The organism is Alicycliphilus denitrificans, assembly GCF_044792555.1.
Classification (GTDB): Bacteria; Pseudomonadota; Gammaproteobacteria; order Burkholderiales; family Burkholderiaceae_C; genus Alicycliphilus; species Alicycliphilus denitrificans_A.
This window is the reverse complement of record NZ_CP126238.1, coordinates 123,004-143,779: the sequence shown is the minus strand read 5'-3', so window position 1 is coordinate 143,779 and position 20,776 is coordinate 123,004. Positions and strand designations below refer to the sequence as shown.

Annotated in this window: 18 protein-coding genes; 9 read left to right on the top strand and 9 right to left on the bottom strand. The window is 69.4% G+C overall.

What is annotated here, in order from left to right:
- Positions 1 to 175: 175 nt before the first annotated feature.
- The 5 genes from P7644_RS00630 to mnmG all read right to left on the bottom strand — a co-directional run bounded on the left by P7644_RS00630 (position 176) and on the right by mnmG (position 4,833).
- Positions 176 to 718, bottom strand: a complete 543-nt coding sequence (locus P7644_RS00630) for an RBBP9/YdeN family alpha/beta hydrolase (protein WP_404301081.1) — start codon at positions 716 to 718, stop codon at positions 176 to 178.
- 85 nt (positions 719 to 803) lie between these two features.
- Positions 804 to 1,574: a ParA family protein gene (locus P7644_RS00625; protein ID WP_404301080.1), complete on the bottom strand. Its 771-nt coding sequence runs from the start codon at positions 1,572 to 1,574 to the stop codon at positions 804 to 806.
- 3 nt (positions 1,575 to 1,577) lie between these two features.
- Positions 1,578 to 2,192: a LysE family translocator gene (locus P7644_RS00620; RefSeq protein ID WP_404301079.1), complete on the bottom strand. Its 615-nt coding sequence runs from the start codon at positions 2,190 to 2,192 to the stop codon at positions 1,578 to 1,580.
- A gap of 35 nt (positions 2,193 to 2,227) precedes the next feature.
- Positions 2,228 to 2,881 (bottom strand): 16S rRNA (guanine(527)-N(7))-methyltransferase RsmG, encoded by a 654-nt coding sequence (gene rsmG / locus P7644_RS00615; protein WP_404301078.1) that lies wholly within the window; start codon positions 2,879 to 2,881, stop codon positions 2,228 to 2,230.
- Positions 2,878 to 4,833 (bottom strand): tRNA uridine-5-carboxymethylaminomethyl(34) synthesis enzyme MnmG, encoded by a 1,956-nt coding sequence (gene mnmG, locus P7644_RS00610; RefSeq protein ID WP_404301077.1) that lies wholly within the window; start codon positions 4,831 to 4,833, stop codon positions 2,878 to 2,880. Before mnmG ends, rsmG begins: the two co-directional genes overlap by 4 nt.
- A 129-nt stretch (positions 4,834 to 4,962) precedes the next feature.
- Here mnmG and P7644_RS00605 point away from each other — a divergent pair, with 129 nt between their 5' ends.
- The 4 genes from P7644_RS00605 to P7644_RS00590 all read left to right on the top strand — a co-directional run bounded on the left by P7644_RS00605 (position 4,963) and on the right by P7644_RS00590 (position 7,657).
- Positions 4,963 to 5,541, top strand: a complete 579-nt coding sequence (locus P7644_RS00605; protein ID WP_404301076.1) for an NADPH-dependent FMN reductase — start codon at positions 4,963 to 4,965, stop codon at positions 5,539 to 5,541.
- A 6-nt stretch (positions 5,542 to 5,547) separates the two neighbouring features.
- Positions 5,548 to 5,808, top strand: a complete 261-nt coding sequence (locus P7644_RS00600; protein ID WP_404301075.1) for a YkgJ family cysteine cluster protein — start codon at positions 5,548 to 5,550, stop codon at positions 5,806 to 5,808.
- A gap of 71 nt (positions 5,809 to 5,879) precedes the next feature.
- On the top strand, positions 5,880 to 6,488 hold the full coding sequence (gene gstA, locus P7644_RS00595) for a glutathione transferase GstA (protein ID WP_404301074.1): 609 nt from the start codon (positions 5,880 to 5,882) through the stop codon (positions 6,486 to 6,488).
- A gap of 56 nt (positions 6,489 to 6,544) precedes the next feature.
- Positions 6,545 to 7,657, top strand: coding sequence for an alkene reductase (locus tag P7644_RS00590; protein ID WP_404301073.1), 1,113 nt, complete (start codon positions 6,545 to 6,547; stop codon positions 7,655 to 7,657).
- Here P7644_RS00590 and P7644_RS00585 read toward each other — a convergent pair.
- Together P7644_RS00585 and P7644_RS00580 are read right to left on the bottom strand one after the other, a co-directional pair.
- Complete coding sequence (locus tag P7644_RS00585) at positions 7,654 to 9,117, bottom strand: sensor histidine kinase (protein WP_404301072.1); 1,464 nt, start codon at positions 9,115 to 9,117, stop codon at positions 7,654 to 7,656. The genes P7644_RS00590 and P7644_RS00585 overlap by 4 nt on opposite strands.
- Positions 9,114 to 9,839, bottom strand: coding sequence for a response regulator transcription factor (locus P7644_RS00580; protein WP_404301071.1), 726 nt, complete (start codon positions 9,837 to 9,839; stop codon positions 9,114 to 9,116). The genes P7644_RS00585 and P7644_RS00580 overlap by 4 nt, the downstream gene beginning before the upstream one ends.
- A gap of 92 nt (positions 9,840 to 9,931) precedes the next feature.
- On the opposite strand from P7644_RS00580, the gene P7644_RS00575 reads away from it, so the two are divergent.
- Genes P7644_RS00575 through P7644_RS00565 form a run of 3 tightly spaced genes read left to right on the top strand, consistent with a single transcriptional unit; the run spans position 9,932 to position 15,545 of the window.
- On the top strand, positions 9,932 to 11,209 hold the full coding sequence (locus P7644_RS00575) for a TolC family protein (RefSeq protein WP_404301070.1): 1,278 nt from the start codon (positions 9,932 to 9,934) through the stop codon (positions 11,207 to 11,209).
- Between the two features lie 29 nt (positions 11,210 to 11,238).
- Positions 11,239 to 12,453 carry an efflux RND transporter periplasmic adaptor subunit gene (locus P7644_RS00570; protein WP_404301069.1) on the top strand — a complete coding sequence of 405 codons (1,215 nt, stop codon included), beginning with the start codon at positions 11,239 to 11,241 and terminating at the stop codon, positions 12,451 to 12,453.
- Complete coding sequence (locus P7644_RS00565) at positions 12,450 to 15,545, top strand: efflux RND transporter permease subunit (RefSeq protein ID WP_404301068.1); 3,096 nt, start codon at positions 12,450 to 12,452, stop codon at positions 15,543 to 15,545. The genes P7644_RS00570 and P7644_RS00565 overlap by 4 nt, the downstream gene beginning before the upstream one ends.
- 148 nt (positions 15,546 to 15,693) lie before the next feature.
- On the opposite strand, the gene P7644_RS00560 is transcribed toward P7644_RS00565, so the two are convergent.
- On the bottom strand, positions 15,694 to 17,346 hold the full coding sequence (locus tag P7644_RS00560) for a methyl-accepting chemotaxis protein (protein WP_404301067.1): 1,653 nt from the start codon (positions 17,344 to 17,346) through the stop codon (positions 15,694 to 15,696).
- A 128-nt stretch (positions 17,347 to 17,474) separates the two neighbouring features.
- Positions 17,475 to 19,706 carry a heavy metal translocating P-type ATPase gene (locus tag P7644_RS00555; protein ID WP_404301066.1) on the bottom strand — a complete coding sequence of 744 codons (2,232 nt, stop codon included), beginning with the start codon at positions 19,704 to 19,706 and terminating at the stop codon, positions 17,475 to 17,477.
- Between the two features lie 144 nt (positions 19,707 to 19,850).
- Here P7644_RS00555 and P7644_RS00550 point away from each other — a divergent pair, with 144 nt between their 5' ends.
- Together P7644_RS00550 and cueR are read left to right on the top strand one after the other, a co-directional pair.
- Positions 19,851 to 20,048, top strand: coding sequence for a heavy-metal-associated domain-containing protein (locus P7644_RS00550; protein WP_404301065.1), 198 nt, complete (start codon positions 19,851 to 19,853; stop codon positions 20,046 to 20,048).
- Positions 20,045 to 20,488 (top strand): Cu(I)-responsive transcriptional regulator, encoded by a 444-nt coding sequence (gene cueR / locus P7644_RS00545; protein ID WP_404301064.1) that lies wholly within the window; start codon positions 20,045 to 20,047, stop codon positions 20,486 to 20,488. The genes P7644_RS00550 and cueR overlap by 4 nt, the downstream gene beginning before the upstream one ends.
- The last annotated feature ends 288 nt before the right edge of the window (positions 20,489 to 20,776 follow it).

Below are 20,776 nucleotides of genomic sequence, written 5' to 3'. Positions count from 1 at the left end.
GACGACACAGCGGGCTACTGCCCGCAAGGAGGAGCAACGCTGCATGGCGCATCGAGCGCGGTGCTGGCAAGTGTGTAGCGCGTTCACCCAACGGGTGGGGGCCAACGAAGCAGTGAAAGTAAATGTCCATGCGGCTCTCGTGAAGATGGCAAGCGGTCAACTGCCGTTTCTAGGTTCAATCCTTGTTCATCAGAGCGTCGAGCAGCGCCCGCCCCTCGGCCCATGCACCCAGCCTGGAATCGGCATTGATGTGGCCGCTGAGGCCCAGATCGACAAAGCGCGCGCCCCAGTCCGAGGCCAGGGCGCGTGCGCGCTCCGGGCTGCAATAGGGGTCGTTCCTGCTGCCCACCAGCACGGCGGGAAAGGGCAGCGCCTGGCGCGCAATCGGCGTCCAGCCGCGGATCTGCGCCGCCAGGTCAGGCCGCTCCACATCGCCCGGCGCCACCAGCAGCGCGCCGCGCACCTTGTGCGCGTGGCGCGTGTGCGCGGCCCACCAGGCAGCGAGGATGCAGCCCAGGCTGTGCGCGGCCAAGACCACCTCGCCCGGCGCGTCGGCCACCACCTCTTCCAGGCGCGCGCTCCAGTCGCCGCGCAGCGGGCGCATCCAGTCGTGCTGCTGCACGCGCCGGTCGCCGTGCAGGCGCTCCCACTCGGTTTGCCAGTGGCCCGGGCCGGAGTCCTGCCAGCCGGGCAGGAGAAGGACGCTGGAGGGGTTCATCACTATTATTTCAGTAGCTGTTCGCGCTTATCAGATAAGCGTTACAGGCCATTTTTACTTGCAATCAACACCCGCAATGGCCATGTCACATGCTCTTGACGCGCTGCACCATCTCATGTGCGAACTCCACGAAGGCCTGGCTGCCCTTGGCCGATGGGTCGAACACCACGCCCGGCAGGCCGTAGCTAGGCGCCTCGGCCAGGCGCACGTTGCGCGGGATGACGGTATTGAACACCTTGTCGCCAAAGTGGTCCTTGAGCTGGGCGCTGACCTGGCTTTGCAGCGTGATGCGCGGATCGAACATAACGCGCAGCAGGCCGATGATCTGCAGCTCGCGGTTCAGGTTGGCGTGCACCTGCTTGATGGTGTTGACCAGGTCGGTCAGGCCCTCGAGCGCGAAGTACTCGCACTGCATGGGCACGATGACGCCATGTGCGCTGCACAGGCCGTTCAGGGTGAGCATGCTCAGGCTCGGCGGGCAGTCGATGAGCACGAAGTCGTAGTCCGGGTCCACCTCGGCCAGCGCGGCCTTGAGGCGGCGCTCGCGCTGCTCCAGAGGCACCAGCTCGACCTCGGCGCCGGCCAGCTCGCGATTGGCGCCCAGCACCTGGTAGCCGCACTCCTCGGCCGGCACGGCGGCCTCCCTGACCGAGGCGGATTCAAGCAGCACGTCGTACACGCTGAGTTCCAACGCGCGCTTGTCCACGCCCGAGCCCATGGTGGCATTGCCCTGCGGGTCCAGGTCCACGAGCAGCACGCGCTGGCCGATCTTGGCCAGGCCCGCGGCGAGATTCACGGAGGTGGTGGTCTTGCCGACGCCACCCTTCTGGTTGGCAATGCAGAAAATCTTGGCCATGTGTTATTTCGAGATGGCCAGCTTGACGCCGAAGCCGATGAGAAAGGTGCCCGCGGTCTTTTCCAGCGCCCGCACCACCCTGGGGCTGGCGCGCATGCGCTCGGCCAGGAAGTGGGTGAGCAGCACCACGATCAGGCTGTACAAAAAGGTGAGTGCCGCAATGGTGGCCGCCATGGCCGCAAAGGTGACCAGGCCGAGGTGCGTGGCCGGATTCACGAACAGCGGAAAGAAGGCCATGTAGAACACGATGGCCTTGGGGTTGAGCAGCGTGATCACCGCCCCCTGGCGAAAATACTGGCGCGGCGCCATGCGCAGCACCGGCGCGGCGCCCGGCTTGGCGGTGAGCATCTTGTAGCCCATCCAGCCCAGGTAGGCGGCGCCCAGCCACTGCACGGCGTAAAAGGCCGCCGGATAGGTGGCCAGCAGGCCGGCCACGCCCGCCACCGCCGCCCACATGAGCAACTGGTCGGCCGCGATCACACCCAGACAGGTCGCCATGCCGGCGCGCACTCCCCCCTTGCCGGTGGCGGTGATGAGCGCCAGGTTGCCCGGCCCGGGAATGGCCAGGAACAACACGATGGCGGCGACGAATGCGCCGTAATCAGCAATGCCGAACATGGGGAGCCTAGCGAAGCGAAGGAAGGGCCATGAGTTTAAGCCACGGGCCGCATCCAGCAGATGCAGCGCTCGGCATCCAGCCCCGGCACGGCGAGCTGTTCCACGTGAAACACCTGCACGCCGGCGGGCAGCGCGGCGATCTCGTCCTGCGGCTGCCGGCCCTTCATGGCCAGCCACACGCCATGCGGCGCCAGTGCCTGGCGCGACCAGGCGGTGAAGTCCGCCAGCGCGGCAAAGGCGCGGCAGCTCACCACGTCGAACGGACCGGCGAGCGTCTCGACCCGCGCATGGATGCCATGCAGGTTCTTCAGCCCCAGGCTGGCCGCCGCCTGCTGGATGAAGGCCGCCTTCTTGGCGACGGTGTCGACGCAGCTCACCTCGAGATCGGGGCAGCAGATGGCGAACACCACGCCCGGCAGGCCGCCGCCGCTGCCCACGTCCAGCAGGCGCTGCCCCGCCCCGCCCTGCTGCGCCAGATGGCGCTTGAGCGGCGCCACCGCCGCCAGGCTGTCGAGCAAATGGTGTGTCAGCATCTCCTGCGGGTCGCGCACCGCCGTGAGGTTGTAGACCCTGTTCCACTTCTGCAGCAGGCCTTGGAAGTCCAGCAGCCGGGTGATCTGCCCCTCGTCAAGCGCCAGGCCCAGGGCCTTGACCCCGGTGCGCAAGGTTTCGGCCAGCGCGGCCGTCATGCCCCGGCCTCCACGGCAAAGTCCTTGAAGCCGCCCTTCTTCAGGTGCACCAGCAGCAGCGAGATCGCGGCCGGCGTCACGCCCGAGATGCGCGAGGCCTGGCCAAGCGTTTCGGGCCGGTGCTTCTGCAGCTTCTGGCGCACCTCGATGGACAGGGCCGCCACCTGCATGTAGTCCAGCTCGGGCGGCAGGCGCAGCTGCTCGTAATGCGCGGCGCGCTGCACCTCATCCCTCTGGCGCTCGATATAGCCCGCGTACTTGGCAGCAATCTCCACCTGCTCGATCACCGGCGCACTCAGCTCGCCCAAGGTTTCACGTGAAACATCGCCGCTGGCGTATTTGCCGCCATCCAGGCTCATGAGGCTCGCGTAACTCACGTCCGGGCGGCGCAGCAGGTCGAACAGCTTGTACTCATGCTCGATGGTCTTGCCCAGCACGCGCTCGGCCTCGGCAGCGGGCAGGATGCGCGGGTTCACCCAGACGGATTTCAGGCGCTCGGTTTCGCGCGCCACGGCGTCGCGTTTGCGACTAAAACGCTCCCAGCGTGCATCGTCGATCAGCCCCATCTGGCGCCCCGCCTCGGTCAGGCGCATGTCGGCGTTGTCCTCGCGCAGCTGCAGGCGGAACTCGGCGCGGCTGGTGAACATGCGGTAGGGCTCGGTCACCCCCTTGGTGATCAGATCATCCACCAGCACACCCAGATAGGCGTCGCCCCGCCCCGGCAGCCAGGCGGCCTCGCCGCGGCATTGCAGGGCCGCGTTCAGGCCGGCGAACAGACCCTGGGCGGCGGCCTCCTCGTAGCCCGTGGTGCCGTTGATCTGGCCGGCGAAGAACAGGCCTTTTATCTCCCGCGTCTCGAAACTGCTCTTGAGCGCGCGCGGGTCGAAGTAGTCGTACTCGATGGCGTAGCCCGGGCGCAGGATATGGGCGTTCTCCAGCCCGCGCATGGAGCGCACCAGCGCGTACTGGATGTCGAACGGCAGGCTGGTGGAAATGCCGTTGGGATAGAACTCGTGCGTCGTCAGGCCCTCGGGCTCCAGGAAGATCTGGTGGCTTTCCTTGTCGGCAAAGCGGTTGATCTTGTCCTCCACGCTGGGGCAGTAGCGCGGCCCCACGCCCTCGATCTTGCCCGTGAACATGGGGCTGCGGTCGAAGCCGCTGCGGATGATCTCGTGCGTGCGCTCGTTGGTGTGCGTGATCCAGCAGGGCAGCTGGCGCGGATGCATCGCGGCAGACCCCATGAAGCTGAACACGGGCAGCAGGCCCTCGTTCACGCCGCCGGGCATGCCATCGCCGGGTTGCTCCTCGCATTTTGAGAAGTCGATGCTGCGCCCGTCGATGCGCGGCGGCGTGCCGGTCTTCAGGCGCCCCTGGGGCAGTTTCAGCTCCTTCAGGCGCGCCGACAGCGACACGGCGGGGGGGTCCCCGGCCCGGCCGGCCGCGTAGTTGTTCAGGCCGACATGGATCTTGCCGTCCAGGAAGGTGCCGGCCGTCAGCACCACGGCGCGTGCGCGAAAGCGCAGGCCGATCTGGGTCACGGCGCCCACCACCCGGTCGCCCTGCACCATCAGGTCGTCCACGGCCTGCTGGAACAGCCATAGGTTCGGCTGGTTCTCCAGCATGCGGCGGATGGCGGCCTTGTAGAGGATGCGGTCGGCCTGCGCCCGCGTGGCGCGCACCGCCGGTCCCTTGCTGCTGTTGAGGATGCGAAACTGGATGCCGCCCTCGTCGGTCGCCAGCGCCATGGCGCCGCCCAGCGCATCCACCTCTTTCACCAGATGCCCCTTGCCGATGCCGCCGATGCTCGGGTTGCAGCTCATCTGCCCCAGGGTCTCGATGTTGTGGGTCAGCAGCAGGGTCTGGCAGCCCATGCGCGCGGCCGCCAGCGCGGCCTCGGTGCCGGCATGGCCGCCGCCGACGACGATGACGTCAAATTCCTGGGGGTAGAGCATGAGAAAGACGGTTACGACAGGGGAAACCCGCAATTTTCCCACCTTTGCCCATTTGCGTTGCGTCGGCCCATGTTTCACGTGAAACCCTTGCAGTTTTCCGGGGCCGTCGCTGTGCTTCAATCCGGTTCCATGAAACTCCTCGTCTTTGCGGGCAGCACCCGCCAACAATCGTTCAACCGAAGCCTGGCGCGCATTGCCGCCGACCTGGGCCGGGGCGCCGGCGCCGAGGTCACGCTGCTGGAACTGTCGGAGTTGGACATCCCCATGTACAACGCCGACCTGGAGGCGCGCGGCACGCCGCCGGACGTGATCCGGCTCAAGGAAATCCTGGACGCCCATCCGGCCTGGATCATCTGCTCGCCCGAATACAACGGCAGCTACACCGGCCTGCTGAAGAACACCATCGACTGGGCCTCCAGCCCCGTCGCCGGGCACCCGGTCTGGGCCGACGTGACGCGCCCCTTCGCCGACAAGGTGGTGGGCATGCTCAGCGCCTCCAACGGTGCGCTGGGCGGCCTGCGCTCGCAAAGCCACCTGGCGCCGCTGCTCGTCCTGCTGGGCTGCTGGCTGGCACCGCGCAACTACGCCCTGGCGCGTGCCGCCAGCGCCTTCGATGCCGACGGCAATCTGGCCGACGCGGCGCAGCGCGAGCAAGTGCGTGGCGTGGTGGATCAGGTGCTGTGGGCCGCGCGGCGCCTGGCCGCCTGAGCCCGAATGGATTGCCGCCCCGGCTGCGGCGCATGTTGCACCGCACCATCGATCAGCACCCCGATACCCGGCATGCCCCACGGCAAGCCGGCGGGCGTGCGCTGCGTGCAGCTGGACGATCAGCAGCGCTGCCGCATCTTCGGCCACCCGGATCGCCCGGCCGTGTGCGCATCGCTGCGGCCGCACCCCGCCATGTGCGGCGACTCGCGCGAGCAGGCCCACGCCATCCTGGCACGCCTGGAGCACCTGACGCGGCCCGATGCCTGATGTACCACGGCTGCAAAGGTCGTGCACAACGCATAGCATTAAAGCCTTCACCCACCAGGAGTTCCCCTACCATGAAGCTGTACTATTCTCCCGGCGCCTGCTCACTCTCGCCCCACATCGTGCTGCATGAGGCCGGCCTGGCCTATGAGCCGGTGCTGGCCAGCACCAAAACACACCGACTGGCCGACGGCACCGACTTCTACAGCATCAATCCCCTGGGCTATGTGCCGGTGCTGGAGCTCGATGACGGCACACGCCTGCGCGAAGGCCCGGCCATCGTGCAATACCTGGCCGACCAGGCACCGCAGAAGAACCTGGCGCCAGCCCACGGCACGCTGGCACGCTACCGCCTGCAGGAATGGCTGACCTTCATCGGCACCGAGGCGCACAAGGGCTTCGGCCCGCTGTTTTCCCCCGACACACCCAACGACTACAAGCCCGTGCTGCTCAAGCGCCTGCATGCGCGCCTGCAGTGGGTAGACGGCGAACTGGCGGGCAAGCCCTACCTGATGGGCGAGCATTTCAGCGTGGCCGACGCCTACCTGTTCACCGTGACCAATTGGGCGCAATATGTCGGCCTGGACATTTCGCAACTGAAGAACCTGGTCGCCTACCGTGAACGCATCGCTGCCCGCCCCGCCGTGCAGGCAGCCATGAAGGCGGAAGGCCTGCTCAAGTAAGCGGCCCCACCGGCCCCTGTTCCACGTGGAACAGGGGTTTTCATCCTGGATCGCACATGACCACGCTGTTCGACCCCATCCATGCCGGCGACCTGCACCTGGCCAACCGTATCGCCATGGCACCGCTGACGCGCAACCGCTCGCCCCAGGCCGTGCCGCGCGCCATCACCGCCACCTACTACGCGCAGCGCGCCAGCGCCGGCCTGTTGATCACCGAGGGCACGGCCATCACCGCCCAGGGCCAGGGTTATTCCGACGTGCCGGGCCTGTACGGCAGCGAGCAGCTGGACGGCTGGAAGAAGGTCACCCGCGCCGTGCACGAGCGCGGCGGCAAGATCGTCACCCAGCTGTGGCATGTGGGCCGCGTATCGCACAGCCTGCTGCAGCCGGGCCGGGCCGCACCGGTGGCGCCGTCTGCGGTGCAAGCCCATGCCAAGACCTATCTGGTGGACCCTGCGACGGGCCAGGGCGAGTTCGTGCACACCTGCATGCCGCGCGCGCTGGCCGTCGAGGAGCTGCCGGACATAGTCCACACCTACGCCGCCGCCGCGCGCAACGCGGTGCAGTCCGCGGGCTTCGACGGCGTGGAGATCCACGGCGCCAACGGCTACCTGCTGGACCAGTTCCTCAAGGATGGCGCCAACCGCCGCAGCGACGACTACGGCGGCAGCATCCCACGCCGTGTGCGGTTGATGCTGGAGGTGACGCGCGCCGTGGCGGACGCCATAGGCGGCGGCCGTGTGGGACTGCGCCTGTCGCCCGTCACGCCAGCCAACGACATTCACGACAGCCACCCCCAGCCATTGTTCGAGCATCTGGCGCGCCAGCTCGCGCCGCTCTCCCTGGCCTACATCCACGTCATCGAGGGCGCCACCGGAGGGCCGCGCGAGGTCGAGGGCAGCCCCTTCGACTACGCCGCCTTCAAGGCCGCCTACCGCGATGCCGGCGGGCGCGGCGCCTGGATGGTCAACAACGGCTACGGCCGCGACCTGGCCCTGCAGGCCGTGGCCAGCGGCCACGCCGACATGGTGGCCTTCGGCAGGGCCTATATCTCCAACCCCGACCTGGTGGAGCGCCTGCGCCGCAACGCCCCGCTCAACGACTGGGACCGGTCCACCTTCTACGGCGGCGGCGAGCAGGGCTATATCGACTACCCGACCCTGGATTAGGCGGCTGGCGTGCCGCGCGCTGGGGCCAATACCAGGCGCACGCACAGCCCCCGGTCCTGCGGCCCGGGCTCAAGCTCCAGGCGCGCGCCCAGCAGTTCGGCGTAGCGCATCACTATCCCCAGGCCCAGCCCCGCCCCCTGGCCCAGGCGTTCGCCCTCGCGGCCCTGCACCCAGCGCTGCTGCAGCCGCCGGCGCTGCTCCGGTGCGATCCCGGGGCCGTTGTCCAGCACCGACAGCAGCACACGCATCTCGGAGCCCTGGCCTTCCTGCGCCAGTGCCACGGTCACCTGCGCTGCCTCGCCCATGGGCGGCGTGCCGTAGCGCAGGGCGTTGTCGATCAGGTTATTCAGCACGCCCTCGATGAGCAGCGGCTGGCCCTGAACGGTGACGGACTGCTCCAGCCCGAGCGCGCCCAGGTCCACGCCCGCGGCGTCGGCGCGCGGCAGAAAGCGCAGCACCGCATCGCGCACCAGCGGGTCGAGCGGCACCGGCTGCAGCGGCATGGAGCCATGCGCTTCGTCGGCCAATGCCAGCGCCAGCAGCTGATCCACGAGGTGGCTGGCGCGGGCCTCGCTTTGCACGATACCGGCCAGCTGCTCGCGCCATACGCTCGGGTCCTGCTGCGCCAGGCCGTAGCCGGCCAGCGCCCTGATGCCGGCCAGCGGCGTGCGCAACTCATGCGCCACGTTGCCGGCGAATTCATGCTGCGCCTGCACGCCCTGGGCCACGCGCGCCAGCAGGTCGTTCACGGCATGACCCAGGCGCTGCAGGTCGCGCGAGGAGGCCTCCACGCGCATCGGCGCCAGGTCGTGGGCGTCGCGCTGCTCCAGTGCCTGCTGGAACGCGGCCAGGGGCCGCAGCTCCTGCCGGATGGCACGGCCCAGCCACCAGGCCAGCACCACGAGCAGCACCCCCTGCGAGGCCAGCGAATACAGCAACGCGCTGCGCAGCATGATGCTGCGGCTGTGCACGGTCTGCGCCGTGATCACCTCGAAGGGCGCGGGCGTGCTCAGCTGCAGCCGCACGGCACGCAGCGCGCGGCCGTGAAAGTGCAGGTCGGAGAAACGATAGACCTGCTCGCCCTGCGGCGGCGGCACGGGCAGGCTGGCGTTGCCGGCCAATTGCGTGCCGTCTGCCTGCAGCACGGCGAAGTACACCGTTTCCACCTGGTCGAAGAGCACGGCCTTGACCTCGCGCGAGCTCAAGGGGAACTCCAGGCCGGCCTGTCCCTGGCGCACATTCGCGGCAATGGCATAGGCGTCGTCGAGCAGCGAGCGGTCGAAGGCGCGCTGCGTGAAGCCATTGGCCAGCAGCGCCGAGGCCACCGTGCCCACGAGCCAGACCAGCGCCAGCGGCGCCAGCACATGGCGCAGCAGCCGCGTGCGCAGCGAGGGCGGCGGCGGCGCGGCGGCCGGCCCGGGCGGGTGGCCGCCGTCTTGCGCCTCTGGCTGCGTGCTCATGGCGCGGCTTCGGCGCCCGGGTCGGCCTGCGCCTCCAGCATGTAGCCCAGGCCGCGCAGCGTGCGAATGCCCGCGCCGCTGCCCGCCAGCTTCTTGCGCAGGCGCGATATGAAAGCCTCCAGCGCGTTGTCGCCCAGGGCCTCATCGAAATCCGAGAGTTTTTCCGACAGGCTGCGCTTGCTCACCACCCGGCCCGGCGGCGTCATCAGCTCCCACAGCACCTCGAACTCACGCGCCGGCAGCACCAGCGGCTGGCCATGCAGCACGAAGCGGCGCGCGTGCCGGTCCAGCACCAGGGCCCCGGCCGCCGTGCGGTCCTGCGTGCCCTGGCTGCGGCGCACCAGGGCACGCAGCCGCGCCTCGACCTCGGCCAGGTCGAAGGGCTTGCCCAGATAGTCATCGGCGCCGGCGTCCAGGCCCGCAATACGTTCGGGCGTGCGGTCACGCGCCGTGAGCACCAGCACGGGCGTGCGGTCGCCGCGTGCGCGCGCCGCGCGCAGCACGGACAGGCCACTGCCCAGCAGCGCGCCGCCAACCTCGCCCTCGCCGCCGTCAAGGGGCAGGTTCAGATCCAGCAGTACGGCGTCGAACGGCTGCACGCACCAGAAATGGTCGGCCTCGGCCACGCTGGCCGCCACATCCACGCGGTGGCCGGCATCGGCCAGGCTGCGCTGCATCACGCCGCGCAGCACGGAGTCATCCTCGACGATCAGGATTCGCATGGGGCACGGCACGCAGGGGAGCAGGAATACGCATTTTTACGCAGGCTACAGGTCAGGCTGCGGTCAGGCAGGGCCGGCGATAAACGCCGCGTATGAGCATACGACAGTTGTATCTTTTTACGCTCCTGGGCTGCGCCGCTGGCCAGGCGCCGGGCGCCTGGGCGCAGAGCGCACCGCCCGCCCCCACCCTGACCCTGGTGCAGGCCCTCACGGCCACGCGCGACAACAGCGACGTGGCCCTGGCGCGCCATGCCCTGGCCGCCGCGCGTGCCGACGTGCTCGCGGCCGACCACGCGCCCGCGCCGGTGCTGAGCGCCAAGGCCGCCTCCATCGACCTGCAGAACGGCGTGGGCGCGGGCAATACCCTCACGCGCAAGCGCATCGACAAGTCGATCGGCATCGACTGGACCTGGGAGCGTGGCAACAAGCGCGCATTGCGCACGCTGGCCGCGCAGCGCCAGGCGGACGCCACGCAGTCCGACGTGCAGGAGATGCAGACCCAGCAGCTGCAGGCGGCCCTGGCCGCCTATTACGAGCTGCTGGCGGCACAGGAGCGGCTGAGCGAGACGCGCGCGATCGAGCGCAGCATGGCCGAGCTTGACCGCGTGGCCGGCCTGCGCGTGAAGGCCGGCGACCTGGCACGCCAGGATGCGGCGCGCACGCGCATCGAGGCCGAGCGCGCGCGCTCCGACACCCAGCTGGCCGAGCTCGCGCATGAGCAGGCGGCGCTGGCGCTGGCCCGGCTCACGGCGCGCGGCCCGGGCCTGGATGCCTGCGCCTGCGACTGGCCCGCGCGCATAGAGGGCCCGGCACCGAGCGGGGACCTGCTCAGCTGGGCCGAGCAGCGCGCCGACGTACTCGCAGCCCTGGCGCGCGTGCAGGCCGCGCAGGCGGGGCTGGACAACGCCATGGCGCTGCGCAAGGCCGACGTGACCGTTGGCGCCTCCTACGACCACTATCCCGGCACCTCCAACCGGCTGGTGGAGCTGCGCGCGCAGATGCCGCTGCACTGGGGCTACCGCTTCGACGGCGAGATCGGCCGCGCCCAGTCCGAGCTGAGCGCGGCCCAGGAGGCCCTGGACAAGACGCGGCGTCTGGCGCTGCTGGATCTGCAGTCGCTGCAGCAGCAGGCCGCCACCGCCGCCAAACGCGCCGCCGGCTATGAGGGCGGCATCCTGCCGCGTGCGCGCGAGGTCGCGCAAAGCGCAGAGCTGGCCTATGCCAGGGGCGCCATTTCGCTCACCGACCTGCTGGACGCGCGCCGCACGCTGCGCGCCACCCTGCTGGAGGCGCTGGCCGCACGCACCGACTACGCCAAGGCGCAGGGCAGCTGGCTGCTGCGCACGCAGCCCCAGGCCCTGCTGCCCTGACCACCCCTTTTTTCGACCCAAAGTTCACCATGGTGCAATCCATCCCCGCGCGCCTGCGCACAAGCCGCACGACCGCCGGACGCGGCCTGCTGGCCCTGACCCTGTACGCCGCCGCCCTGCTGCAGGGCTGTCACAAACCCCAGCCCGTGGCCGCCGAGCCGGAAGCGGCACCGCCGATGCTGCAAGCGGGCCAGCTGCACTTTGCCCCCGGCCACCCGCAGCTGGCGCTGCTCACGGCCACCGCAGCGCGCCGCTCCCAGGAGCTGGTGGTGGAGCTGCCCGCCAAGCTGGTCTGGAACGAGGAGCGCACGCAGCGCGTGTACCCGCCCTTTGCGGGCCGCGTGCTGGCCATACGCGCCGACCTGGGCCAGGCCGTGAAGGCCGGCGCGCCGCTGGCGCTGCTGGCCTCGCCCGACTTTGGCCAGGCCCAGGCCGAAACCGCCAAGGCCCATGCCGGGCAGGAGCTGGCGCAGCAGGCCCTGGCACGCCAGCGCGAACTGTTCCAGGCCGGCATCGTGGCGCGCAAGGACCTGGAGCAGGCCGAGGCCGAGGCCGCCACTGCGCGTGCCGAATCGGCACGCGCGGCGGCACGCACCCGCCTGTATGGCAGCGCCGGCGCAGTGAACCAGCAGCTGGCCATCACGGCCAGCATGGACGGCGTGGTGGTCGAGCGCCGCCTCAACCCCGGCCAGGAGCTGCGCCCCGACCAGGGCGGGCCGGACACGCCGGCGCTGTTCGTGCTCACCGACCCATCTTCGCTGTGGGTGCAGATCGACGCGCGCGAGAGCGATCTGGCCTCGCTGCGCCCCGGCGACGGCTTCACGCTGCAGGTGCCGGCCTACCCCGGCGAGAGCTTCACGGGCCGCGTCACGGCCACGGCCGACGCCATCGACCCGAACACCCGCACCATCAAGGTGCGCGGCCTGGTGCCCAATGCCGACCGGCGCCTGAAGGCCGAGATGCTGGCCACGGCGCACATCAGCCAAAACCGCAGCAGCGGCGTGGTCGTGCCCGCCAGCGCCGTGGTGCTCGGCAACAACCGGCATTCGGTGTTCGTGGAGCGCGAGGCGGGCGTGTTCGAGCCGCGCAGCGTCACCCTGGGCCATGAGGGCCCGCGCGACGTGATCATCGCCAGCGGCCTGCAGGCGGGCGAGAAGGTCGTCACGCAGAACGTGCTGCTGCTGGCGCGGCAGTTCCAGGCGATGGCGCAAGACGCGGCCGCGAAGAAGGATGCGCAGCAATGAAGCGCCTGATCCACTACGCGCTGCACCAGCCGCTGTTCATCGTGCTGGGCGTGCTGCTGTTCGCCCTGGCCGGGGTGATCGCCTTCAAGAACCTCTCCGTGGAGGCCTTCCCGGACGTGACGGACACGCAGGTGACCGTCATCGCGCTCTACCCCGGCCGCGCCGCCGAGGAGGTGGAAAAGCAGGTCACCCTGCCCATCGAGGTGGCGCTGTCGGGCCTGCCGAACTCCATCCGCGTGTTCTCGCACACGCAGTTCGGCCTGTCGTTCACGGTGGTCACCTATGACGATGCAGCCAACGTCAACCAGGTACGCCAGCAGGTGGGCGAGCGCCTGCGCGGCGTGGACCTGCCCCCCGGCGTGGAGGCCGACATCGCCCCCAACGCCACGCCCGTGGGCGAGATCATGCGCTACCGCCTCAGGGGCGATGGCCACAACACCACCGAACTGCGCAGCACCGAGGACTGGGTGGTCGAGCGCGCGCTGCGCCAGGTGCCCGGCGTGGCCGACGTGGTGGCCATGGGCGGCTCCATCAAGCAATACGAGGTGCAGCCCGACCTGGACAAGCTGCGCGCCTACAAGCTCAGCTTCCAGAACCTGCTGGACGCGCTGGGCCGGGGCAATGCCAACGCCGGCGGCAGCTACGTGGCCCAGGGCGCACAGCAATACGCCATCCGCGGCATCGGCCTGCTGCAGTCGGCCGAGGACATTGGGCGCGTCGTCGTCGCCGCGCACGGCGGCACGCCAGTGCTGATCCGCGACGTGGCGCAGGTCAAGGTGGGCGCCGTGCCGCGCCTGGGCGTGGTCGGCCAGGACGATGACGACGACATCGTCGCCGGCATCGTCGTCATGCGCAAAGGCGAGAACCCCAGCGTGGTGCTCAAAGACGTGAAGGCGAAAATCGCCGACCTCAACGCCAAGGGCCTGCCGCCCGGCATGCAGATCGTGCCCTTCTACGATCGCACCTGGCTCATGGAAAAGACGCTGACCACGGTGTTCCGCAACCTCGTGGAGGGCGCGCTGCTGGTCTCGCTGGTGCTCTACCTGTTCCTGTCCAACCTGCGCGCCAGCCTGGCGGTGGTGGTGGTGATCCCGCTGTCGCTGCTGGCTACCTTCATGGGCCTGAAGGTCATGGGCGTTCCGGCCAACCTGCTCAGCCTGGGCGCGATGGACTTCGGCATCATCGTGGACGGCGCGGTGATCGTCATCGAGAACATCATGCACCGCCTGGCCGAGCGCGGCGAGGCCATGGACGAGCGCGACCGGCGCGAAACCATCATCGAGGCCGCCAGCGAGGTGGGCCGCCCGACGCTGTTTTCCATGCTCATCATCATTGCCGCGCACATTCCCATCTTCGCGCTGCAGCGCCACGAGGGGCGCATCTTCCAGCCCATGGCGCTGTCGGTGACCACGGCGCTGCTCGGCTCGCTGGTCTTCTCGATCACCCTGGTGCCGCTGCTGGCCTACTGGATGCTGCGCAAGCGGCTGCCGCACGGCGACAACCGCGTCGTCACCTCGGCCAAGCGCCTGTATGCACCGGTGCTGGACTGGGCGCTGACGCGCCGGCGCACGGTGGTCGTGATCTCCCTGGCCGTGTTCGCCCTGGCGCTGGCCGCCGCATCGCGCCTGGGCTCGGAATTCCTGCCCGAACTGGACGAGGGCACCATCTGGGTCAACGTGCGCCTGCCCGCCAGCGTGTCCAACGGCGAGGCCGCGCGCATGCTGCGCCAGGTGCGCCAGGCCCTGCGCGCCGTGCCCGAGGTGCGCACCACCGTCTCCAAGGCCGGCCAGCCCGAGGACGGCACCGATCCCAAGACCATCAGCATGGCCGAGGTGTTTGTCGATGTGAAGCCCGCCGACCAGTGGCGCCCCGGTCTGACCCACGAGCAGCTCATCGACGAGATGGAGCGCGCCGTCTCCAACATCCCCGGCATGGAGCCCGCGTTCTCCCAGCCCATACGCGACAACGTGCTGGAATCCATCTCGCAGATCGACGGGCAGATCGTCATCAAGGTCGCGGGCGACGACCTGGTGGAGCTCAAGCGCGTGACGCAGGCCATAGAGCGCGAAATCAAGCAGGTCAGCGGCGTATACCGCGCCGAGATCGACCGCCTGGGCGACCTGCCCCAGTTGGTCATCGACATCGACCGCGACCGCGCCGCCCGCTACGGCCTGAACGTGGGCGACATCCAGGACGTGATCGAGGCCGCCCTTGCCGGACGGGCCAGCACCAGCCTGTGGGAGGGCGAGCGCAAGTTCGCCGTGGCCGTGCGCCTGCCGCAGGACCGCCGCAGCATCGCCCAGTTGCCCAACACCCCCATCGCCACGGCCGACGGCGGCTACATCACGCTGGGCAGCGTGACGCAGATCCGCGAGACCACGGGCGCAATGAACATCGCCCGCGAAAACGGCCGCCGCACCATGGCCATCGGCATCTTCATCAAGGACCGCGACATGGGCTCCGTGGTCAAGGACATGCAGGCCCGCGTGCAGGCGAATGTCACCCTCCCGCAGGGCTACCGCATCTCATGGTCCGGCGAATTCGAGAACCAGGAGCGCGCCATGCAGCGCCTGTCGGTGGTGGTGCCGATCTCGCTGCTGTTGATCTTCGTGCTGCTGCTGGACGCCTTCAAGTCCTTCAAGGCTGCGGCGCTGATCCTGGTGAACGTGCCGCTGGCCCTGATGGGCGGCTTCATCGCCCTGTGGGTGCTGAACATCCCGCTGTCGGTGTCGGCGGCGATCGGCTTCATCGCGCTGTCGGGCCAGGCCGTGCTCAACGGCGTGGTCATGCTCTCGGGTTACCAGCAGCTGCAGGCCGGCGGCATGAGCGTCGTCGACGCCGTGCGCCAGGGTTCCATGCAGCGCCTGCGCACCGTGCTCATGACGGCCCTGCTGGCCGCGCTCGGCCTGCTGCCCATGGCGCTGTCACAAGAGATCGGCGCCGAGACCCAGCGCCCCCTGGCCATCGTGGTCATCGGCGGGCTGTTCACGGCCACGCTGCTGACCCTGGTGGTGCTGCCGGCCCTGTACGTGGCCTGGTTCAGGCCGCGCAACAGCGGGGCCGCATCCACGGCGCCGGTCGCTGTCGCCTGATGGAGCGCCGGGGTGGGCGCCGCTGAAGTTCCGCAACAAAAACGGCTTCAACGCTTGCCCATCAAGCGTCATTAGCTATCAAAAATGGAAAAGCGCACCCAAGGGTGCGCAAAGGGGAATCCATGGGGCGGCCTGCGCCGCCTGCCGATCAGGCCACGCCCAGGCGCGGCAGAGCCGGGTCGGCCGACAGGGTGGCCCGTGCCGAAGTGCCGGTGCGCGCCAGCGCCACCTGGGCGCCCTCCGCCAGCCGGAACTGCTGCACCACCTGCGACAGGCGCGTGGCCTGCTCGCGCAGCGACTCGGAGGCCGCGGCGGACTGCTCCACCAGGGCCGCATTCTGCTGCGTCATGCGGTCGATCTCGGCCACCGAGGCGTTCACTTCGCCAATGCCCGTGGCCTGCTCGGTGGCGGCGGAATTGATCTCGCCAATCATGTCCGTCACGCGCTGCACGCTGGTGACGATCTCCTGCATGGCCTTGCCCGCATCCTCGACATGGCGCACGCCGCCGTCCACGGCCTGCACGCTGGACTGGATCAGGCCCTTGATCTCGCTGGCCGCCTGCGCGCTGCGCTGCGCCAGGTTGCGCACCTCGCCGGCCACCACGGCAAAGCCGCGGCCCTGCTCACCGGCGCGCGCGGCCTCCACCGCGGCGTTCAGCGCCAGGATGTTGGTCTGGAAGGCAATCGAGTCGATCAGGCCGATGATGTCGCCGATCTTGCGGCTGGAGGCCGCGATGTCGCGCATGCTGCTCACCGCCTGCTGCACCACCTGGCCGCCGCGCGTGGCCGTGCCCGAGGCCGATGCCACGAGCTGGCTGGCCACCTGCGAGGAGGACGCCGTCTGCTGCACCGTGGACGTGAGCTGCGACAGCGCCGCCACGGCCTCCTGGGCGTTGCTGGCCGTCTGCTCGGTGCGCGCCGACAGGTCCTGGTTGCCCGTGGCAATCTCCTGGCTGGCCACGGTGATGCTGCCGCCGGCATCGCGCACCTGGGACACCAGCGCGCCCAGGCCGCCCTGCATCTCCAGCAGCGCGCGCTGCAGCTCGGCCAACTCATCCCGGCCATCGACCTGGATGCGCTGCGACAGGTCACCACCGGCGATCGACTGCGCCAGAGCGCGCACCGCCTCCAGCGGGCGGCAGATCGACACCATGTTCAGCAGCGTGAACGGCACCACCACCACCACGGTGATCAGCACCGCCAGGCCAAACAGCCATTTGGTTTGTACGGCAATGCTGTCCTGGCTGGCAATGGCGCTCTGCACCTCGGCGTCCAGGGCCTTGTCCAGTGCCTCCAGTTTTTCCGCCGCGCTCACGAACTGCGCCACGGCCTTGGTGCTCATGCGGTTGGCGATGGTGGCCGTGTCGTAGCCGCCCTCCTCGAGCTGGCGCGCAACATGGGCAAACTGCTCGCGGTAGGCATCCAGGTGCTTGGCAATGTCCTGCGCCATGGCCTGCTGCTGTGCCAGCTGCAGGCCATCGAACCCTGCCACCACGGCCTTGGCGCGATCCAGCGCCGCCAGCCACTGCTGGCGCGCGGCGCGCACCACCTCGGGCTTCTCGTAGCCGATGATCATGTCCTTCTCGGCCTGGCGGGCCTGCCCCATCTCGCCGCGCAGCTCGCCCAGCAGGCGGACCGCCGCATGGGGCTGGGCAATGAAGTCCTGGCTCGCCCCGTGGATGCGGAACATGCCCAGCATGCCCGCCCCGCCGAGCAGGGCCAGCAGGGCCAGCACCACGCCAATGGCGCCAATCATGCGCATGCGAATCGTGAACCAGCGCATGAATGTGTACATCGTCATCTCCATCTTCCTTCTTGTCTCTTGAACAGCACTCCACCTGGAGCCGCCGGGGAATATGCAACAAAGTGCAGCATCTTGCCAGAAAGGCAGTGTCAATTTGTTGACGATTTGTTACCAATGGAGATTACCTACCTGGCGCGCCAGCGCTTGAGCAGCAAGGCATTCGTCATCACGCTCACCGAGCTCAGCGCCATGGCCGCGCCCGCCACCACCGGATTCAGGTAGCCCAGGGCCGCCAGCGGTATCCCGGCCACGTTGTAGGCAAAGGCCCAGAACAGGTTCTGGCGGATCTTGGCCACGGTGCGGTGCGAGATATCCAGCGCCGCCGCCACCAGGCGCGGCTCGCCGCGCATCAGCGTGATGCCGGCGGCGTGCATGGCGACATCCGTGCCGTTGCCCATGGCCATGCCCACGTCGGCCGCGGCCAGGGCCGGCGCGTCGTTCACGCCGTCGCCCACCATGGCGACCACTTGGCCGTTGGACTTCAAAGCCGTCACGGCCGCGGCCTTGTCGCCGGGCAGCACCTCGGCCATGACCTCGCCGGCGGCGGGATCCAGGCCCAGGCGGCGCGCCATGGCTTCGGCCGCGCCGCGGTTGTCGCCCGAGATCATCACGCAGCGCACGCCCTGGGCCTTGAGCTGCTCCAGCGCCTCGCGCGCTCCGGGCTTGGGCTCGTCGCCAAAGGCCAGCAGCGCCCTCGCCGCCAACCCCTCTGTGACACGCTCGGCCACGGCCGACACCGTGGCGCCCTGCCCCTGCAGCGCGGCGGCATCATCGGCCAGCGGCCCCAGGTCCACGCCCAGCTCCTGCATCCAGCGCAGGCTGCCCACCAGGTAGCTGCGCCCGGCCAGCTCGCCCTCGGTGCCGCGGCCGGGCACGGCGCGCACGCCCTCGGGCTGGGCCAGGGCCAGGCCGCGCTCCTGCGCGGCGGCCACCACGGCGCGCGCCAGCGGATGCTCGCTGCCGCTTTGCACGGCGGCCACGGCGGCCAGCAGCCCGGCCTCGTCCGCACCTGGTTCCACGTGAAACGCCGTCAGGCGGGGCTTGCCCACGGTCAGCGTGCCGGTCTTGTCAAAGGCCACCGTGGCCACGCGGTGCGCCAGCTCCAGCGCCTCGGCGTCCTTGATCAGGATGCCATGCCTGGCCGCCACCCCCGTGCCGGCCATGATGGCCGCCGGCGTGGCCAGGCCCAGCGCGCAGGGGCAGGCAATCACCAGCACCGCCACGGCGCGAATCAGCGCCGTCTCCAGCCCCACGCCGGCCCACAGCCAGCCCAGCAGCGTGACCAGGGCAATGGCGATCACCGCGGGCACGAACACGGCCGACACCTGGTCCACCAGCCGCTGGATCGGCGCCTTGGCGGCCTGGGCGTCCTCCACCAGGCGGATGATGCGCGCCAGCACCGTCTCGCCGCCCACGGCCGTGACCTGCATCACGATGCGTCCGTCGCCATTGATGGAGCCGCCCGTGAGCGCCCCCCCGGCCTCGCGCGGCACGGGCAGCGGCTCGCCGGTGAGCATGGACTCGTCCACCTGGGTATGGCCCTCGTGCACCAGTCCGTCAACGGGAATGCGCTCACCGGGGCGCACCACCAGGCGGTCGCCGGCCATGACCTCGGCGATCGGCACGTCCACCTCGCCGTCGCGCGAGAGCAGATGCGCCACATCGGGACGCAGCGCATGCAGAGCGCGTATCGCCGCCGTGGTCTGGCGCTTGGCCCGCGCCTCCAGCCACTTGCCCAGCAGCACCAGGGAGATGACCACGGCCGAGGCCTCGAAGTACAGGTGCGGCGCATGGCCCGGGTGGGCCGTGAGCCACAGCCACAGCGACAGGCCGTAGCCCGCGCTCGTGCCCATGGCCACCAGCAGGTCCATGTTGCCGGTGAGCGCCTTCAGCGCATGCCAGCCCGCCTTGTAAAAGCGCGCCCCCAGGATGAACTGCACCGGCGTGGCCAGCAGAAACTGCACCCAGGCCGGCAGCATCCAGTGCTGTCCCAGCAGGTCGCCGAACATCGGCAGCACCAGCGGCGCCGACAGCAGCAGGCCCCAGGCCACCGGCATGAAGCCGGCCCAGGGCGACGGGTCCTGCGCCTCGCCGGCCTCCTGCTCGGCCGCCGTGCGCGGCTCGTAGCCGGCATTGCGCACGGCGCGGCGCAGCACGGCTTCCATGCCGGGGGCCGTGCCGGGGTCATAAACGATGTGCGCGCGCTCGGTCGCCAGGTTCACCGTGGCATCCTGCACGCCCGGCACCTTGCGCAGCGCGCGCTCCACACGGCCCACGCAGCTGGCGCAGGTCATGCCGCCCACGCCCAGGTCCAGCGTGTCCCGGGTAGCGGCCGATGGAAGCGAGGCAGAGGTCATGGCAGGCACCTTGTGATCAACAATGGTTGCACCTTAAACCCTGACATCATGGCAAAGTCAAGGGATTGCAGCAGGCTTGACTTTGACACCATGTCAGGCTTCATGATGAAACCCCATTCACAGCCCCAACCCGGAAGGATCCCCATGCAATACACATTCCAAGTCACCGGAATGACCTGCGGCCACTGCGAGCGCGCCGTGGTGCACGCCGTGCGCGCCCTCGACGAAGAGGCGCTGGTCAAGGTCGACCTGCCCACGGGCCAGGTCGTGGTGGAGAGCGAAAAGTCGCGCGACGCCGTCGCCACTGCCATCCGCGAAGAAGGCTACCAGGTCGCCGCATGACCGCCCCGGCCACCCAGGCACATGCGCCCGCGCGCTGGCCCGTGGCCATAGGCCAGGCGGCCGAGCGCGCCGGCGTCTCGGCGCGCATGGTGCGCCACTACGAAGGCCTGGGCCTGTTGGCCGGCGTGGCCCGCACCGATAACGGCTATCGCCAGTACACCGAGGCCGACGTGCACACCCTGCGCTTTATCCGCCGCGCGCGCGACCTGGGTTTTTCCATGGAAGAGATCGCCCAGCTGCTCGGCCTGTGGCAGGACAAGGCCCGCGCCAGCGGCCAGGTCAAGCAGATCGCGCAAAAGCACATCGCCAACCTGGCAGAGCGCATCGCCGCCATGCAGGCCATGCAGCGCAGCCTGCAGGCGCTGGTCCACTGCTGCCACGGCGACGAGCGGCCCGACTGCCCCATCCTGGACGACCTGGCCGGCCCCGGGTTGGATTAATGCTATTAATTTAATAGCTTTTAGCGCTTATAAAACAAGGCCAGGCAACCAAAATATCTTATAAATCAGCCGATCACGCACCCCGTGGCAGACTCGCAGACAAGTACATGCTCGGCAAGATCGCCTCTGCCGGGCAAAACGGGCAATTCAGAACACCCCGCCATCGAATACCGCGACTCGCTCGCCGAAGGTGCGGCGGCTGATGCCGAGGCCTACAGCCTCATCCTCGCCAACCCGCCCTTCGCGGGCAGCCTGGACATTGAGAACACCGGCCGGGCTGGGCTGGAG

Coding starts and splice junctions, on each gene's coding strand:
- P7644_RS00605 (WP_404301076.1), top strand. CDS start 4,963: ATGAAACTCCTCGTCTTTGCGGGCAGCACCCGCCAACAATCGTTCAAC.
- P7644_RS00620 (WP_404301079.1), bottom strand. CDS start 2,192: ATGTTCGGCATTGCTGATTACGGCGCATTCGTCGCCGCCATCGTGTTG.
- mnmG (WP_404301077.1), bottom strand. CDS start 4,833: ATGCTCTACCCCCAGGAATTTGACGTCATCGTCGTCGGCGGCGGCCAT.
- P7644_RS00575 (WP_404301070.1), top strand. CDS start 9,932: ATGAGCATACGACAGTTGTATCTTTTTACGCTCCTGGGCTGCGCCGCT.
- P7644_RS00570 (WP_404301069.1), top strand. CDS start 11,239: ATGGTGCAATCCATCCCCGCGCGCCTGCGCACAAGCCGCACGACCGCC.
- P7644_RS00560 (WP_404301067.1), bottom strand. CDS start 17,346: ATGACGATGTACACATTCATGCGCTGGTTCACGATTCGCATGCGCATG.
- P7644_RS00580 (WP_404301071.1), bottom strand. CDS start 9,839: ATGCGAATCCTGATCGTCGAGGATGACTCCGTGCTGCGCGGCGTGATG.
- P7644_RS00625 (WP_404301080.1), bottom strand. CDS start 1,574: ATGGCCAAGATTTTCTGCATTGCCAACCAGAAGGGTGGCGTCGGCAAG.
- P7644_RS00590 (WP_404301073.1), top strand. CDS start 6,545: ATGACCACGCTGTTCGACCCCATCCATGCCGGCGACCTGCACCTGGCC.
- rsmG (WP_404301078.1), bottom strand. CDS start 2,881: ATGACGGCCGCGCTGGCCGAAACCTTGCGCACCGGGGTCAAGGCCCTG.
- P7644_RS00555 (WP_404301066.1), bottom strand. CDS start 19,706: ATGACCTCTGCCTCGCTTCCATCGGCCGCTACCCGGGACACGCTGGAC.
- P7644_RS00630 (WP_404301081.1), bottom strand. CDS start 718: ATGAACCCCTCCAGCGTCCTTCTCCTGCCCGGCTGGCAGGACTCCGGC.
- P7644_RS00565 (WP_404301068.1), top strand. CDS start 12,450: ATGAAGCGCCTGATCCACTACGCGCTGCACCAGCCGCTGTTCATCGTG.
- P7644_RS00585 (WP_404301072.1), bottom strand. CDS start 9,117: ATGAGCACGCAGCCAGAGGCGCAAGACGGCGGCCACCCGCCCGGGCCG.
- P7644_RS00550 (WP_404301065.1), top strand. CDS start 19,851: ATGCAATACACATTCCAAGTCACCGGAATGACCTGCGGCCACTGCGAG.
- P7644_RS00600 (WP_404301075.1), top strand. CDS start 5,548: ATGGATTGCCGCCCCGGCTGCGGCGCATGTTGCACCGCACCATCGATC.
- gstA (WP_404301074.1), top strand. CDS start 5,880: ATGAAGCTGTACTATTCTCCCGGCGCCTGCTCACTCTCGCCCCACATC.
- cueR (WP_404301064.1), top strand. CDS start 20,045: ATGACCGCCCCGGCCACCCAGGCACATGCGCCCGCGCGCTGGCCCGTG.